Source organism: Acinetobacter modestus (assembly GCF_014636095.1).
Taxonomy (GTDB): domain Bacteria; phylum Pseudomonadota; class Gammaproteobacteria; order Pseudomonadales; family Moraxellaceae; genus Acinetobacter; species Acinetobacter modestus.
This window is the reverse complement of record NZ_BMDV01000002.1, coordinates 373,584-390,285: the sequence shown is the minus strand read 5'-3', so window position 1 is coordinate 390,285 and position 16,702 is coordinate 373,584. Positions and strand designations below refer to the sequence as shown.

18 protein-coding genes are annotated in these 16,702 nt (G+C 37.7%); 10 read left to right on the top strand and 8 right to left on the bottom strand.

The window, feature by feature from the left end:
* Positions 1 to 157 precede the first annotated feature (157 nt).
* The 3 genes from IEV17_RS05920 to nfsB all read left to right on the top strand — a co-directional run bounded on the left by IEV17_RS05920 (position 158) and on the right by nfsB (position 2,273).
* Positions 158 to 667 carry a peptidylprolyl isomerase gene (locus tag IEV17_RS05920; protein WP_004661403.1) on the top strand — a complete coding sequence of 170 codons (510 nt, stop codon included), beginning with the start codon at positions 158 to 160 and terminating at the stop codon, positions 665 to 667.
* Positions 668 to 688: 21 nt separating this feature from the next.
* Positions 689 to 1,405, top strand: a complete 717-nt coding sequence (locus IEV17_RS05915; protein ID WP_004661400.1) for a UDP-2,3-diacylglucosamine diphosphatase — start codon at positions 689 to 691, stop codon at positions 1,403 to 1,405.
* A gap of 214 nt (positions 1,406 to 1,619) precedes the next feature.
* A complete protein-coding gene (gene nfsB, locus IEV17_RS05910; protein ID WP_004661399.1) occupies positions 1,620 to 2,273 on the top strand; it encodes an oxygen-insensitive NAD(P)H nitroreductase in 654 nt (217 codons plus the stop codon).
* A 44-nt stretch (positions 2,274 to 2,317) separates the two neighbouring features.
* Here the strand turns inward: nfsB and IEV17_RS05905 are convergent, their stop codons facing one another.
* From IEV17_RS05905 to tsaE, 5 genes are all read right to left on the bottom strand, one after another.
* Complete coding sequence (locus IEV17_RS05905) at positions 2,318 to 3,178, bottom strand: EamA family transporter (RefSeq protein WP_004661397.1); 861 nt, start codon at positions 3,176 to 3,178, stop codon at positions 2,318 to 2,320.
* Positions 3,179 to 3,257: 79 nt separating this feature from the next.
* Positions 3,258 to 3,770 carry an RNA chaperone Hfq gene (hfq, locus tag IEV17_RS05900; protein ID WP_004661396.1) on the bottom strand — a complete coding sequence of 171 codons (513 nt, stop codon included), beginning with the start codon at positions 3,768 to 3,770 and terminating at the stop codon, positions 3,258 to 3,260.
* 90 nt (positions 3,771 to 3,860) lie between these two features.
* A complete protein-coding gene (gene miaA, locus IEV17_RS05895) occupies positions 3,861 to 4,805 on the bottom strand; it encodes a tRNA (adenosine(37)-N6)-dimethylallyltransferase MiaA (protein WP_004661394.1) in 945 nt (314 codons plus the stop codon).
* Positions 4,806 to 4,811: 6 nt separating this feature from the next.
* Positions 4,812 to 6,752, bottom strand: a complete 1,941-nt coding sequence (gene mutL, locus IEV17_RS05890) for a DNA mismatch repair endonuclease MutL (RefSeq protein ID WP_004661392.1) — start codon at positions 6,750 to 6,752, stop codon at positions 4,812 to 4,814.
* Positions 6,742 to 7,218, bottom strand: a complete 477-nt coding sequence (gene tsaE, locus IEV17_RS05885) for a tRNA (adenosine(37)-N6)-threonylcarbamoyltransferase complex ATPase subunit type 1 TsaE (protein ID WP_004661391.1) — start codon at positions 7,216 to 7,218, stop codon at positions 6,742 to 6,744. The genes mutL and tsaE overlap by 11 nt, the downstream gene beginning before the upstream one ends.
* 107 nt (positions 7,219 to 7,325) lie before the next feature.
* Here tsaE and IEV17_RS05880 point away from each other — a divergent pair, with 107 nt between their 5' ends.
* From IEV17_RS05880 to IEV17_RS05865, 4 genes are all read left to right on the top strand, one after another.
* Complete coding sequence (locus IEV17_RS05880; RefSeq protein WP_004661389.1) at positions 7,326 to 7,958, top strand: hypothetical protein; 633 nt, start codon at positions 7,326 to 7,328, stop codon at positions 7,956 to 7,958.
* Positions 7,955 to 8,863, top strand: coding sequence for a pseudouridine synthase (locus tag IEV17_RS05875; RefSeq protein WP_004661388.1), 909 nt, complete (start codon positions 7,955 to 7,957; stop codon positions 8,861 to 8,863). Before IEV17_RS05880 ends, IEV17_RS05875 begins: the two co-directional genes overlap by 4 nt.
* Positions 8,864 to 8,972: 109 nt before the next feature.
* Positions 8,973 to 9,287, top strand: a complete 315-nt coding sequence (locus tag IEV17_RS05870) for a type II toxin-antitoxin system RelB/DinJ family antitoxin (protein ID WP_004661385.1) — start codon at positions 8,973 to 8,975, stop codon at positions 9,285 to 9,287.
* A gap of 98 nt (positions 9,288 to 9,385) precedes the next feature.
* The gene (locus IEV17_RS05865) at positions 9,386 to 9,829 is read left to right on the top strand and encodes a GNAT family N-acetyltransferase (protein WP_004661384.1); all 444 of its coding nucleotides are present in this window, start codon (positions 9,386 to 9,388) and stop codon (positions 9,827 to 9,829) included.
* Here IEV17_RS05865 and IEV17_RS05860 read toward each other — a convergent pair whose 3' ends face one another.
* On the bottom strand, positions 9,830 to 10,546 hold the full coding sequence (locus tag IEV17_RS05860; protein ID WP_004661382.1) for a pseudouridine synthase: 717 nt from the start codon (positions 10,544 to 10,546) through the stop codon (positions 9,830 to 9,832).
* Positions 10,547 to 10,792: 246 nt separating this feature from the next.
* On the opposite strand from IEV17_RS05860, the gene IEV17_RS05855 reads away from it, so the two are divergent.
* Both IEV17_RS05855 and IEV17_RS05850 read left to right on the top strand, forming a co-directional pair.
* Positions 10,793 to 11,308 carry a glycine zipper domain-containing protein gene (locus tag IEV17_RS05855; RefSeq protein ID WP_004661380.1) on the top strand — a complete coding sequence of 172 codons (516 nt, stop codon included), beginning with the start codon at positions 10,793 to 10,795 and terminating at the stop codon, positions 11,306 to 11,308.
* A 144-nt stretch (positions 11,309 to 11,452) separates the two neighbouring features.
* Complete coding sequence (locus tag IEV17_RS05850) at positions 11,453 to 12,454, top strand: LLM class flavin-dependent oxidoreductase (RefSeq protein ID WP_004661379.1); 1,002 nt, start codon at positions 11,453 to 11,455, stop codon at positions 12,452 to 12,454.
* Between the two features lie 40 nt (positions 12,455 to 12,494).
* Here IEV17_RS05850 and IEV17_RS05845 read toward each other — a convergent pair whose 3' ends face one another.
* Together IEV17_RS05845 and ppsR are read right to left on the bottom strand one after the other, a co-directional pair.
* Positions 12,495 to 13,211: a hypothetical protein gene (locus IEV17_RS05845; protein WP_004661376.1), complete on the bottom strand. Its 717-nt coding sequence runs from the start codon at positions 13,209 to 13,211 to the stop codon at positions 12,495 to 12,497.
* Between the two features lie 66 nt (positions 13,212 to 13,277).
* Positions 13,278 to 14,114 carry a posphoenolpyruvate synthetase regulatory kinase/phosphorylase PpsR gene (gene ppsR, locus IEV17_RS05840; RefSeq protein WP_004661375.1) on the bottom strand — a complete coding sequence of 279 codons (837 nt, stop codon included), beginning with the start codon at positions 14,112 to 14,114 and terminating at the stop codon, positions 13,278 to 13,280.
* Positions 14,115 to 14,272: 158 nt separating this feature from the next.
* Here ppsR and ppsA point away from each other — a divergent pair, with 158 nt between their 5' ends.
* Positions 14,273 to 16,651, top strand: a complete 2,379-nt coding sequence (ppsA, locus tag IEV17_RS05835; RefSeq protein ID WP_004661374.1) for a phosphoenolpyruvate synthase — start codon at positions 14,273 to 14,275, stop codon at positions 16,649 to 16,651.
* Positions 16,652 to 16,702: the final 51 nt, after the last annotated feature.

Genomic DNA, 16,702 nt, shown 5'->3' with positions numbered 1-16,702 from the left:
TCACTTCTTACAGTTAAAAATGGGAAATAAAAACGCAATCTTTACTATTTATGAAAGATTTTAACGTTTTTTACTTGCCTTGTAGTTTACAGTTTGCTTATGCTTCTCTCAACCAAAAACCCATGGTCAATTTGCCCATGTTTAGGAGATTAATGTAATGAGTTTTCCTCAAGTCGAATTAAACACCAACAAAGGTCGTATTGTTCTTGAGCTTAACGCTGAAAAAGCACCAAAAACGGTTGCAAATTTCTTAGAATATGTACGTGACGGTTTCTATGACGGCGTAATTTTCCACCGCGTGATTGATGGTTTCATGATCCAAGGCGGTGGCATGGATGAAAACTTCAAAGAAAAAGCAACACGTGATTCAATCGAAAACGAAGCTGATAACGGCTTAAGCAACGATGAAGGCACAATTGCAATGGCGCGTACTCAAGCTCCGCACTCAGCATCTGCTCAATTCTTTATCAATGTTAAAAACAACTCTTTCTTAAACCATACTGGTAAAACAGCACAAGGCTGGGGTTATGCAGTATTTGGTAAAGTTGTTGAAGGTCTTGATATTGTAGAAGCGATCAAAGGCGTACGTACAGGTAACCGTGGTTACCATGCAGATGTTCCTTTAGAGAACGTTGTGATCGAATCTGCTAAAATTATCTCTGAATAATTTTATCCGACAGGATTCTTTGTGACTTATCTGTTTATTTCAGATCTACATTTGTCACCTGATCACCCTCGACTCGTTCGAGGGTTTTTGGCTTTATTGAAACAATATCAAGATAAAAACACTCAACTCTATATTTTAGGTGACTGGTTTAATGCTTGGATTGGTGACGATTACACCGCCTCATGGTTAGATGAAATTGTCAGTGCCTTACAACGATTTACCGAAGCAAATAACCAAGTATATTTCCAAGTAGGCAATCGTGATTTCGCCTTAGGTCAAAAATTCTTAAAGCAATTTAACGGTATTCTATTGCCAGACGTTTATAGCCTACAGATTCAGCAGCATAGATTCCGACTGGAACATGGCGATGCACTCTGTACTGACGATGTTGCCTATCAACGTTTTCGTAAAGTGATTCGTAATCCTGTTCTATTAGGGCTGATAAAGCGAACCCCTCTAAGTTTCAGGCAAAAACTTGCAAATGGTTTTCGGAAAAAGAGTAGTGAAACCAAACAACTAAAAAGCTATGACATCATGGATGTGAATGAACAAGCCGTCGAAAATGTAATCACTCAAGTCGATTATTTAATTCATGGTCATACCCATCGTCCTGAAATTCATCAAGTATTGAATAAGCAACGTATTGTTTTAGGTGATTGGCGAGAAAATTCAGCTTGGATTTTAGAACTTAATAAGCAAGAAGATTATCAATTAGACTTTAAACAGTGGTTTTATTAATCATTTTTGCAGCTCTACTCATTCCTTTCCTTCTTTTAATCCAATAATTTTATAAAACATTTATCAGCTTTAATTCCTTACACTTTATCAAAGCTTTAAACACTTTAACTCACTCACATACGACTTAAATCTATATAGAAATCACATTTAGCTACTTTCAGTGAAATTTAGATCAAGTAGAATAAATTAAATTTCTAAATCGAGTTAATGACGGATGGATACTTTAGCTACAGCAAAAACACGTTACGCCACAAAAGCTTATGATGCAGAGAAAAAAATTCCTCAAGCGCAGTTTGAGAAATTGTTAGAAATTTTACGCTTCAGCCCTTCTTCAGTAAATATTCAACCTTGGCATTTTTTAATTGCTGAAACAGATGAGGCCAAACAACGTATCGCATCAGCTTTAACAGGCAATTACATCTATAACGCGGCTAAAGTTCTAAACTCCTCCAACACCTTGGTATTTTGCACGCGTACTGATATTTCTGCTGAATACTTAGAACAATTATTACAGCAAGATGATGTCAGTGGTCGTTTTAAAGATGAGACAGCTAAACAAGGTCAACGAGATACTCGCCAAGGTTATGTTGAATTCTATCGTAATGAATTAAAAAACCTCCCTGCTTGGATGGAAAATCAAACTTACCTTGCACTTGGACAACTCCTTTTTGCTGCAGGTCTAGAAGGCATTGATGCAACACCAATGGAAGGATTTGACAGAGAGTTAATCAATAAAGAATTCGAGTTAACTGAAAAAGGCTTAAAAGCATCTGTTATTGTTTCACTCGGCTATCGTAGCGAAAATGACTTTAATGCCAAATTACCTAAATCACGACTATCTGATGAGGTTGTTTTTACACGTTTATAATAATCCCTCATCCAATGGGAGTGACTCAATTTACTCCCATTGTTTTAATTCATCATTGCTTTAGCCAATAACATGACTGCAACAATACCACTGATTAATCCAATCCAGGTATAAGCTTTTAAACGTTCTTTAAATAACACCACGCCACTGATTACACCTAATACCACTACCAAGATATTCATACCAGCAAAGACAATGGCTGGGGTTTCTTTGAAAATCATATGTGCTTTAACATACAAAGCAATATTGGCAAAGTTCAGTACACCCAAACATAATCCCATAAAAATGTTTTTAGGTTGCCAGTTCGGTTGGGTAATGGCGATATAAGTGATAGATAAAATAAAGGCTGTAATAAAAGTTAAATTTAGCGTGACCGCAAACTGTAAACCTAAACTACTGCTATATTTTAGTAATACATCAATAGCTGAATAACCCGCCCAAACACTAAACAAAAATAAGGCTGATTTTAAGCTCATGCCTTTACTTGCCTGCTCTGTGGCCTGTCCTATAATGATCGCTAAAATTGCAATAACTCCGAAAACCACCCCAATTAATTTTAATTGGCTAAATTGCTCACCAAAAACAAAATAAGCTGATAATAACGAGAGTATTACCGCTAACCGTTGGGCAATTTCAGTTTTTAAGATACCTGCGAATTGTAGCGATTTGGCTAAACATAAAAATATACTTGGTAATAATAGACCTAAAACAAGAATTAACCACCAAGGCGTATTATTGAGAGAAATATGGCTAATATCGGTTTTAAACCAATAAAAGCATAAAAGACTGGCACTCAAATAATTCCATGCAATGATTTGAAAAACATCAAAACCTTTTGCTTTTAGATATTTTAAAAGAATCGAGACCAATACACTACAACATGCAGCTGCAACAATCATTTCCATAGTTTTTTCTAGCTATGTAAAAACATAAAAAAAAGCCAGTCTATTATTAGACTGGCTTTTTTAAAAGATCATAGATCAATTAACGATTATTTTCGTCTTCTTGACCATCTTCAAATTTAGTTTCGCCATCGAAGCCACCTTGATGACCAAAGCCACCTTGACCGCCGAAGCCACCTTGACCGCCGAAGCCACCTTGACCACCGAAGCCACCTTGACCACCGAAGCCACCACCTTGACCACCGAAGCCACCTTGACCACCGAAGCCACCACCTTGACCGCCAAAGCCACCTTGACCACCAAAGCCGCCAGTAGAACCTTGACCACCGAAACCACCAGTAGAACCTTGTGCAGGGAAACCACCAGTAGCACCTTGTGCGCCAGCTGGACGTGGGTTACGCGCAGGTACAACTGTAGAAATCGCGTGTTTATAAACCATTTGACTTACAGTGTTTTTTAATAAAACTACATATTGATCAAAAGATTCAATATGCCCCTGTAATTTAATACCGTTCACGAGGAAAATAGAAACTGGAATACGTTCTTTACGGAGAGAATTTAAGAACGGATCTTGTAAAGTTTGACCTTTAGACATTTTTAACTCCAAAAAATTTTAAATCAGCGCAAAAAAACTATCTTTATTTTTCAACTAAAAATTATAAAAAGACAGCCTGCGAATTTTGCTTTATCCAAAGAAGTTTCGCAAGTCTTCTTTCGCCTGCTTTATCGTCACGTAAGTTTTAAAATCGTGTATTTCTTGCAAAGAACGTAACCAAGTGTATTGACGTTTGGCAAGTTGCCGTGTCGCAAATAATGCTTTGTTCTCCATTTCTACTTTATTTTTGAGACTTAGGTCACTTTTTAATAAAAAATCTAAAGCTTGACGATAACCCACAGACCGCATGGATGGTAAATTATCATTTAAATCGTATTTTCTAATTAATTCCTCTACTTCATTTAAAAATCCAATACTCCACATTTTGCTTAAACGTTGCTCAATGCGTTGATGTAATTCTACCCGATCTGGCATCAATGCGTAATTATGAAATATGTAACGATATGGTTGATTTTTAGGTTGTTCAGCTTGTAATTTTGTTATTGGCTCGCCCGTAATTCGATAAACTTCCAATGCCCGAATAATTCGTTGTTTGTCTGACACTTTGAATTTCTGCCCAGCAATTGGATCCACTGCGACCAATTCATCATAAACCGCCTGCCAACCTTCCTCTTCTGCTTTTAAATTAATGGCATCCCGAATACTTTGATCTGCATTAGGTAAATTATCAGCCAGTCCTTCTAACAGAGACTTAAAGTACAGCATGGTTCCCCCCACCAAAATCGGAGTTTTACCGCGTGCGTGCATATCATCAATCAGTGGACAGACATCTTCAACAAATTGTGCTGCTGAATATACGTCCAATGGACTAATAATATCGATTAAGTGATGCGGATATTGTTGTTGCTCTTCTTTTGTGGGTTTAGCAGTCCCAATATCCATATCTTTATAAACTAAAGCTGAATCCACAGAAATCAATTCGAAATTACCGCGTTCATAGAGTTCGCATGCCAATGCTGTTTTACCACTTGCGGTAGGCCCCATTAGATTGATGACGGGCAATTGATTTGACATGTAAAACTACTCTCCTCGAGCAAATAATTTATCTAATTGATGCAATGGAAATGCGCGCCAAGTTGGACGCCCATGATTACATTGACTGGCAAATTCAGTTTGTTCCATTTGGCGTAATAAAGCATTCATCTCCGAAAGACTGAGTTGTCGGTGTGCTCTTACAGCTCCATGACACGCCATACCAGCAAGAAGCTCATCACGTTTTTGTAATAGCCCCCTAGCTTCATCATTTGGATCAAGATCATTTAGTAATTCTGGAATTAAATTACTAAAGTCAGCTTTATGCAAAATGGCAGGCACACCACGCACAATCACCTGATCATCGCCGTATTGATCAATTTCCAAACCCAAACGTTCTAATTGTGGTTGTAAATCTTCAATACGTGTGGCTTGCATACGAGTAATGGAAACAACTTTAGGGATCAGCAGTTGTTGCGAAATCCAAAACTCAGGTTTATCCCATGCCGACTTCATCTGCTGCAACAAGATACGTTCATGTGCCGCATGCATATCCACAATAATCAGGCCTTCAGTATTTTGCGCCAAAATATAGATGCCATGCAGTTGTGCGATTGCAATTCCCAAAGGAAACTCATCCACACGTGATGGGCCTTGATCATTTCCATCTTCGGTTTCTTCACGTAAAGGCGCTAAATAGCTTTTGAGTGCATTATTTAACTGTGTAGAACCATTATAACGTGGTTCTTGAGGTGTTGAATTGTACTGTACTGCCTGTGGGCGGCTTTGATTAAACTCAGTGAGTAAATCTGTCGAAACAACAACCTGCTGATTGTCTTGTCGCTCAGGCTCAGCTACTGCTCGATGTAAATTGAATTGTTCTTGGTATTTTGGCTGAGGCTGATAATTAAAATTTTCTGCCTCAGCTTCATCTGTTTTCATCGCTTGTGCTAAATCAGCAGTTGCGGTTTGAAATTGAGACAAGGTTGCTTTGGCATAATGCCGTACAAATTCATGTACTTCACGCTGGTTCAGAAAACGAATTTCATGCTTGGTTGGATGCACATTGACATCAATATTTTCTGGATCAACTTCTAAAAACAATAAATAAGAAGAATGTTGATGACCATGCAAAATTCCTTCATAAGCCATACGTAAAGCGTGTGAAATGGTTTTATCTTTGACAATACGACCATTCACATACACATATTGCATGTCAGCCTGTGCGCGTGCGTCGGAAGGATGTCCAAACCAACCTGACAAACGCATATTGATACTTTCAGCATCGATCCAATAGGCATTTTGAATAAACTGTTGACCTAATAACTGCTGGACACGCTGATAACGTAATTCACCACTATCAGCAATCGGCAAATTTAAACGAATATTATCGTTATGTTCGAGTACAAAACGAATTTCAAAATGAGTCAAAGCCAAACGGCGGACTATTTCTTCGATATGCCCAAATTCTGTACTTGGTTTTTTTAAAAACTTTCGGCGCGCTGGCACATTGAAAAATAAATCTTGTACACGAATATGTGTACCTTTTTGTGCTGCAACAGCCTGTATTTGTTGATGATCAAACGCTGTTCCATTCACTTCAACCTGATAACCCACGCCTTGTTCATCTTGGCTACTGGTCAACGTCAAACGTGATACCGCAGCAATCGAAGCTAATGCCTCTCCACGAAAGCCTAAACTAACAATTGCATGCAAATCTTCCGATGTTTTAATTTTACTTGTCGCATGCCGCATCACCGCTAATGGTAAATCTTCAGGATGAATTCCATGACCATTATCAATGATTTCAATCAGGGTCGAACCACCTTGCGCCACCCGAATAATAAGTTCGGTTGCGCCAGCATCGATTGCATTTTCTAATAATTCTTTAACAACTGATGATGGACGTTCAATCACCTCACCCGCAGCAATCTGGTTGGCTAAGGCAGCATCAAGGGTATGAATACGACGAGTTGAATCATGCGCCATTCAATTGTTCCTGCAAAGTTTGAGATAAAGATTCGGATTCAGTGGTTAGCGTAACAAACCGAGTCAATTCATCATCCGATTTTTGGATATCAATCACTACATCAGCTTTTGGAATTTCATTTCCACCTTTTGAAGGCCATTCAAATAAGAATAAAGCATCTGGGGTTTCTAAATAATCACGAATTCCCATCAGTTCTAATTCATAGGGATCATCTAAACGATATAAGTCAAAATGGAAAATTTCTTTGCCTTGAATTGTATATGGCTCAACCAAGGTATAAGTTGGGCTTTTTACTGAACCCTGATGTCCAAAATTCTGGATAAAATAACGCGTAAATGTAGTTTTCCCAGCACCTAAATCACCAATCAAATATATAACGCCTGAATGCACTTGTTGTGAGAGCACTTGCGCAAATTTTTGAGTGTCTTGTTCATGATTTAAAGTAAATTTTACTGAATATGACATGGCAAATAGAATAAAATTGGGATACCCGCTATGATAACATCGCCCTGCATTAAAGCCTAATGCACCGAAATGAATTGCTTCTTTTTAAAACGCTCAAGATTTTAAATATGACCTTACAAAATAGAGTAAACCCTTGGGGAAAATTGCATCAGCATCCTTCTAAAAAAGCGATGCTGATGGGAAATCGTGGCGGTCGTCTCCATAACTCGAATAAACAGATTATTAAACAATGGGCAACACAGTCATGGATTCATTGTTTAACGAAATTTGGTAATATTAAAAGAGAAGTTTTTGGTGACTCTTATTCAGAATTATTTTTTTTAGATGAAGCCACAGCTTTGTCTGCAGGACATCGTCCCTGTGGCGAATGCCAAAGAAAACGTTATCAAGAGTTTAAAAAAATCTGGTTAAATATCAACAATGCAGGTATATCAATTTCAGCAAAAGAAATGGATAAACGTATCCACCAAGATCGAATCAATGCTGAAAAAAGGCAGCATACATTCCAAGCAAATCTTTCAGAACTGCCTATTGGAACTTTTTTTGAATATGCTTCTGAAGCGATCGTAGTTTATAAAGAAAACTGTTATTTGATTTGGTCTTTTGATGGCTATCAAAAGAAAATTGAATTACCTCAAAATCTTATAGTTACTGTGTTAACACCTCAAACTTTTGTAAAAATGTTTGATCATGGATATGTCCCAAATTTTCATTCTTCAGCATCACTCAAAATAATATGAATATGGTTGAAAATTTTATCCCTCCAATGATCAATGGGGTTAGTGCCAGTAAAGTCTTTTTACCTCAAAATATTTCGGCATACACCATTTTTGAATATCTTTGCCAACACTTCTCGCATATTCAAGCCAGTGAATGGCAGCAGCGCTTTGCTGATCAATTAATTTATGCGGCTGATGGTGACATCTTAAACATAGAAAGCCACTATACGCCTAATAGCCATATTTTTTATTATCGTTTTCTTGCTCATGAAGTTTCTGTCCCATTTCAGCATGAGATTTTATTTGAAAATGAAAATTTACTCGTTGTTGATAAACCCCACTTTCTGACCATGACCCCAACTGGGCAATATGTTCAGGAAACATTATTAGTACGTTTAAAAAAGCAAACTGGATATGAGGATCTGACCCCGATTCATAGACTCGATCGCGAAACAGCGGGCATCGTTTTATTCTGTAAAAAACCAGAACTTCGAGGAATATACCAACAACTTTTCGCTGATAGGAAAGTACAAAAAATCTATCATGCGATTGCAGCTTATCGAGCTGAATTACATTTCCCGCAAATATTACAGCTCAATTTAGAAAAAGGTCAGCCGTTTTACACGATGCAAATTAATTCTGAAAAACCTCAGAATTCTGAAACTTTGATAGAGCTTCTGGAACACAATCAACATTACGCAAAATATCAGCTTAAACCCAAGACAGGGAAACAACATCAATTGCGTGTGCACCTTAATTACTTAGGCATTCCAATTTTAAATGATCCGTTTTATCCAGTTGTCGCACATAAAGCTGATGATGACTTTGAACAACCGCTCCAGTTGTTGGCAAAACAGATTTATTTTATAGATCCCGTTTTAAATCAAGAAATGCATTTTAATTCTAAATTTGAATTGACACTGTAAATACAACGTAATGACAAAATTTCTATTTTTTCACTTCAAAAATATTGAAATTACATTGCAATGGTTTAGAATACATGACGATAATTAAAAATATTTGGTCGTATTCTGTATGCGAAAAACAGAAGTTTATCAAGTTCGCCTTGATTCACAGGAAAAGAAACAAGCTTTTGCTGTTTTTAAGCAGTTAGGTATATCCCCTGCTCAAGCTGTTCGTCTTTTCTTTAAACAAGTTGTGTTGACGAAATCAATTCCTTTTGCGATTGAAAATCAAAACATTAATATGGAACAGTTACTCAAGCTCCGTAAATCTAAAAATGCAGCAATAAATGATCCTGCAGCTGCTGTAGATTTGGATGTTGAAGACGATCATGAAGATCTATTTGAAGAATTGAATGCACTGTTAGGCGAAAGTGACAAAACTTAACAATGTTGCATTTATAAACAAGTTTTTATTTTTTAAGCTTAAATTTTTTCGTTATTCTGACAGTCCAAATAAAATTATAAGTGCAAGGATGGACAGGAATGATTGTTAAACGAGCAACAAAAGAAGATCTTTACCAACTTGCTGTCTTGTTTGATGAATACCGTCAATTCTATGGTACATCATCCAATGTTGAACAATCCTATCAATTTCTAAAACATCGTTTCGAAAATAAAGATAGTGTCATTTTCATTCACGTTAAAGATGATGTCCTCACAGGCTTTGTTTTACTGTACCTTGCTTTTTCATCTGTTTCTTGCGAAACCTATTATATTTTAGATGATGTTTATGTAACCCCATCTTATCGAAAACAAGGATCGGCTAAGCAATTAATTGACACTGCAATCCTTTTTGCTCGCCATGAAAATGCACAAAGAATTAGCCTTGAAACACAAAAAAATAATTACGAGTCTCGCCGTCTTTATGAACAAATGGGATTTATTCAAGATGATGAATTCAAAACCTTTCACTGTTTTTTAAAATAGTTATTCGTCATCTAAGGCAATATTTTGACTCAATCGTTTTTGAGAAGATGTAAGATAAATCCATTCACCTTCTGGTAATTCAGGAAGCTCAAGTAATCCTATTTGCTGGCGGTGTAAAAGCTCAACTTTATTTCCGACTGCTGCAAGCATACGTTTAACTTGATGGTAAACACCTTGATGAATTGTCATTGCCAATTGATGCGTGGAAAATAGTTGAAGATTGGTTGCAGCATAAATACCTTTTTCATTCCTTAGCTCAACCCCCTGTTCTAAAGCCATTAATTGCTCAGCTGAAATCGGATCGGCAGTCGTTACATGATAAACTTTGGGCACATGCTTACGGGGATTGGTTAAGGCTTGTAAATATTGACCATCATCAGTCAATAACAATAATCCAGTAGTATCTTGGTCTAGTCTTCCCACACATTGAATACCCCGATGGATCAAAATTTCAGGTAGTAAACTAAATACACTTTTATGATGCGTTGCCTGATGTGAACATTCATAACCCTTCGGTTTATTTAAAACAATGTAGAGATGTTCTCGATATTGGTATTCTTCACCAAATACTTGAAAGCAAAGCTGATCCGTATTTATATTCTGTTTAGGGTTTTCACAAACTTGCCCTTCAATCTGCACAGAACCATTTTTAATTAACTGTTGGCAATACTTTCTTGAACCAAAGCCTTGCGATTGCAAAATTTTTTCCAACAGCATAACTACATCCTCATCTCAAACTGAGTCTATTGTACTCGATTCAGCTAGGTATCGTTGGTTACAGCATACTCATTCTTATTTTTTATAATTTATTCACAATCTGTTCATTTGTAATAGAACATATACAAAACTCTCGCCAAACTCTCTCAATCATCCTATTGCGCTCCATATTTTCACTTAAAAGTCTTGTTACATTTGTCTCAAGCAAAAGAATACTGTCCAAAAGAATGGATAAGGAGTTTCACCATGAAATCGAATATGTGGTTATGTAGCGTCATCTTGGCAACCTCTTCAATGATGACCGTTGCACATGCAGATAATACAGCACGTGTTGCAGCAACTTCAGCACTCGGTAGTATTGTTGGTACAGCAGTTGGTAAACAACTTGGCGGTAATACGGGTGCCATGATTGGTTCCGCAATTGGTGGTGCTGGTGGTGCTGCAGCATCAAGCAATAAACGTGATCGCACTGAAGCCGCGATTGGTGGTGGACTAGGCGGTGTTGGTGGTTACACCGTTGGACGTAATGTCGGTGGAACGAATGGCGGCTATATTGGCGCTGGTTTGGGTGCAGCAGGTGGAGCAGCTTTAGGTCAAAAAGTTGGTCAAGATCGTGAAGAAGACCGTCGCTACGAAAATCGTCGTTCTTACGATGACCGCCGTTATAACAATCGTCGTTCTTATGATGATCGTGGATACTATAAATCTCGTCATCATTACCGTCATGATAATGGCTATCACCGTGGTTGGTATAAAGATTAATCATCAAATCCTAACACTTTCTCTTTTGGCGCCTTCGGGCGCTTTTTTTTATTTTATCCAATTCGCAACAAATATCGATAATATTCGATATGCAAAAACAATCTAATATCGTATTATTTCGATATATGATTTTGAGAGTCAAAAATGAAGTCACTACAAGAGATCAAATTTTCAATTTTGGAGTTAGCTCCTGTCAGAGACGATAAAAGTATTGAATTTTCACTTCGTCATGCACTGGAACTTGCTCAACATGCTGAAAAGCTTGGTTATGAACGTTTCTGGTTAGCTGAACATCATAATATGGATGGAATTGCGAGTTCCGCAACTGCAGTTTTACTAGGATTCATCGCAGCAAATACGCAAAAAATTCGCCTAGGTTCTGGTGGCATCATGTTACCTAATCACGCGCCATTAGTTGTTGCAGAACAATTCGGGACTTTAGCAACACTTTATCCAAATCGTTTTGAACTTGGCTTAGGCCGAGCACCAGGAACTGATCAAATGACGATGCGTGCATTACGGCGTGGGCGTCAAGAAACAGAAGATCAATTTCCTCAGGATGTAATGGAAATTTTGCAATATTTTAAAGTACCGCAACCAAATCAAAAAATAATTGCAACGCCAGGTCAAAATACCCATGTCCCTGTTTGGTTACTTGGCTCAAGTTTATTCAGCGCACAATTGGCTGCAAAGCTCGGACTTCCCTATTCTTTTGCATCACATTTCGCCCCACGTATGTTAGGTCAAGCAATCGAAATTTACCGTGAGAATTTTCAAGCATCTGAATATCTTGATAACCCATATGTTTCAATGGGCGTACCAACAGTCGTTGCGGCAACTGATGAAGAAGCACAATATTTAGCAACTAGTTCTTATCAAAGAATTTTAAATTTGATTCGTGGCAATAGCCTAAAGTTAAAACCACCAATTGATTCAATCGAAGGATTGGCTTCAGTTTCAGAACAGATGGCGATTCAAAATTTTTATGCGATGGCACAAATTGGTTCAAAAGAAACTGTGAAAGCTGGATTAAATAAGATTGCTAGTCAATACGATGTTGATGAATTCATTTTTACATGTGATATTTATGATACTGAAAAACGCCTAGAAAACTTTAGTTGGTTGATGGATCTTAAAAACAAATAATTTCTCATTTTCAAGTAAGCATTATTCACAACAATAATGCTTACTCCACCACACCGACATATTGATAAGTAGTATTGTTTTTACTGTAACGTAAATATTTTTCTTGTGGTTTATAATTCTTATCTAACAACATAATATCAATATTATTCAAATTCTTATCTATTCGAATATAATCAGGTATATCACTCGGCCCTTCATGATTTTTACAGTCAAAATCAACTTTGATGTGATCAAATTTTGCTGTTTTGGTCTGAAAAATTTTTATCGGCTGAATTCTCCCTGTCTTAATAGGTTGAAACGCATGAACTGCATAAGCTCCAATACAACTACTCCCTTTATAATAATTTTCAATCAAATAAATAGGTTGTTTAACGAAATCAGATTGTTTTACATCTAAGATAAAGCCAGTATCTATAGGCGTTAAAGTAAATTTCCGTTCATTTTGAGTTTGCACATAAGAAGAATATTCCTCCATAGTACCTCCACTTCCCACATCGAAAGTATAAAACTTTAAACGTTTATCAGGTGAATAATGAATACGTAGATTATATTGGTCTTGAAATGTAGGAAAAGTATAATTAAAACTTCTGGAATCACTTTCTATTTTTGCAACTATTTCTGACTCAATCGTTTGATTCACTTCGTAAAAGTCTTTTTGCGTATAGTGTTGAATTAATTTTTTCTCAAATTGAGCTAACGTTTCTGCGTGTGTTTCTGAAATTAAAATTAACGGCAATAAAAATAGAATTTTTTTCATTATTATTTCCTGTGGATTGGATTCTTCAAAAAGCGCAGACAATTCTACGCTTTTTGAATGGCACAATTATCCAATACGACGTTTTAAACCAGTTAACTGTAAAATACGCGTTGAAATTTCTTCAATCGACATTTCAGTGACGTTCAAATACTTAATACCTTCAGAAATATAAATACCCTCAATGGCACGTAATTCCATTTGGCACTGACTAAAACTTGCATAACGACTATTCGCTTTTCGTTCGCTACGAATAGCAACCAACCGCTCAGCATCAATCATTAAACCAAAGAGCTTATTTTTATGTGCTCGTAGCACAGCAGGTAAACGATTATCGTCTAAATCTTCTTCAGTTAAAGGATAGTTCGCAACACGAATTCCAAACTGTAATGATAAATAAATCGAGGTTGGTGTTTTCCCAGACCGAGAAACGCCAACTAAAATCAAGTCAGCTTTATCATAATGACGAGTTCGAGCACCATCATCATTGTCTAATGCAAAATGTACTGCATCAATACGAGCCTTATAAGATTCAGAATCTGTTACAGCATGAGTCTGTCCAACTAAAGTTGTCGGTGGTGTCCCCAACTCTTGCTCAAGTTTACTAATCAATCCCTCGAAAACATCCAAATTTACGGCTTTAGCTGTATTAATAATTTCACGGACATGTGGGTCTACCAATGTGTCAAAAACAAGCGGTAAACATCCATCTCTTGATTGGCATCCATTGATGTCAACAACCACATTCATTGCAGCTTCTTCAGTGGTAATATAAGGCATAATATGAATATCAAAATCGACATTCGGAAATTGCGCAAGTAGTGAATGTCCAAGGGTTTCTGCGGTAATTGCAGTACCATCCGAAATAAAAAATACACTCCGTTTAATTTGTTTACTTTCGGGCATCAAAATTCTCCTTAAACATTTGTCTTAGTGCTCTATAATCTTTATAGTAAACTCATCTAACATGACTGTCGCTTAGTAAAATACTAAATCTAAGCACATTCGTATAATTTCATACCAATGATGGTCATTCATACTGCAAAAAAAGTGGAGTAAATACTTTGGAAGCGCGCGTAATCGGTCTGGAAAAATTAGGGAAACACGATGTCGAACTCGTAGGTGGGAAAAACTCATCTTTGGGTGAAATGATCAGCCATTTATCCAATGCTGGTGTATCGGTACCTGGTGGCTTTGCAACAACTGCTGCTGCCTATCGTGAGTTCTTGGATCAAAGCGGCTTAAATGCTCGAATTCAGGCTGAACTTGAGCAGCTAAATGTTGATGATGTAAACGCACTTATAGAGACAGGCGCTAAAATCCGTAAATGGATCGTTGATACCCCACTTACTGCTAATTTAGAACAAGAAATTCGTGACGCGTTTACAGCACTTTCAAACGGTAATCCAGACATCGCTGTTGCTGTACGTTCTTCTGCGACGGCAGAAGATTTACCTGATGCTTCTTTTGCAGGACAACAAGAAACTTTCTTAAACATTCGCGGAATTGATAACGTTCTTATCGCGATTAAAGAAGTTTTTGCTTCACTTTATAATGACCGTGCGATTGCTTACCGTGTACACCAGGGCTTTGAACATAGTGTTGTTGCCCTATCTGCAGGTGTACAACGTATGGTTCGCTCTGAAACTGGTGCTGCTGGCGTTATGTTTACGCTTGATACAGAATCAGGTTTCCGTGATGTGGTATTTATTACAGCATCTTACGGTTTAGGTGAAATGGTCGTTCAAGGTGCGGTAAACCCTGACGAATTCTACTTATCTAAACCACTTTTAAATGCTGGTAAACACTCAGTTTTACGTCGCAACCTTGGTTCTAAACACCAGAAAATGATTTATGGTGAAGAAGGTGCTGCGGGTAAATCAGTTGTTGTGGTTGATGTTGAAAAACCAGAGCGTCAACAATTCGCATTAAATGATCATGAGCTGCATGAACTTGCAAAACAAGCATTGATCATTGAGCAACATTACGGCTCACCAATGGATATCGAATGGGCGAAAGATGGTGATGACGGTCAAATTTATATCGTTCAAGCACGTCCAGAAACAGTAAAAAGCCGTCAAAATGTCGGTACCATGGAACGCTACTTGTTAAAGCAACGCGGCACAGTTATCTGCGAAGGTCGTTCAATTGGTCAACGTATCGGTTCGGGCAAAGTTCGTGTCGTAACTTCGATTAAAGAAATGGATAAAGTACAAGACGGTGATGTTCTTGTATCAGACATGACTGACCCAGATTGGGAGCCAGTAATGAAACGTGCTGCAGCGATTGTGACCAATCGTGGTGGCCGCACTTGTCACGCTGCAATCATTGCACGTGAGTTAGGTGTACCAGCAATCGTCGGTTGTGGTAATGCAACAGAAGTATTAACCGATGGTCAAGAAGTAACCGTTTCATGTGCTGAAGGTGATACAGGCTTTATCTATGAAGGTGCATTAGATTTTGAGGTTCAACGTAACTCAATTCACTCAATGCCAAAACTTCCATTTAAGATCATGATGAATGTTGGTAATCCAGACCGTGCATTTGACTTTGCTCAAATTCCAAATGAAGGGATTGGTCTTGCACGTCTTGAATTCATCATTAACCGTATGATCGGTGTACATCCTAAAGCGCTTCTCAATATTGACAGCCTACCACGCGAAACGCGTGCTGCTGTAATGACACGTACATCAGGTTATTCTTCGCCAATCGAATTCTATGTAGAAAAGTTAGTTGAAGGTATTTCAACACTTGCAGCTGCATTTGCTGAAAAACCAGTCATCGTTCGTATGTCTGACTTTAAGTCAAATGAATATGCAAACTTAATTGGTGGTAAATTATACGAGCCAGAAGAAGAAAACCCGATGTTGGGCTTCCGAGGTGCGAGTCGTTACGTATCTGACAACTTCCGTGACTGTTTTGAGCTTGAGTGCCGTGCTTTGAAGAAAGCCCGTGATGAAATGGGTTTAACCAATATTCAAATCATGATCCCATTCGTGCGTACAGTGTCTGAAGCAAAACGTGTGATTGAGTTGCTTGCTCAAAATGGTTTAAAACGTGGTGAAAATGGTCTAAAAATCATCATGATGTGTGAGCTTCCAACCAATGCTTTATTGGCTGAACAGTTCCTTGAACATTTCGATGGTTTCTCGATTGGTTCAAATGACTTAACACAATTAACACTTGGTCTTGACCGTGATTCTGGTATCGTATCTCACTTATTTGATGAGCGTGATCCAGCGGTTAAAGCCCTTCTTTCTATGGCAATTCATGCATGCCGTAAAGCAGGAAAATACGTTGGTATTTGTGGTCAAGGTCCATCAGACCACCCTGACCTTGCTAAATGGCTCATGGAACAAGGTATTGAATCTGTGTCACTTAACCCTGACTCAGTGCTTGATACTTGGTTCTTCCTTGCTGAAGAACAAATCAAGAAAGCCTAGTCTTTTTTAAAAAAGACCCTTTCGTAGGGTCTTTTTTCATCTTTAGTCATT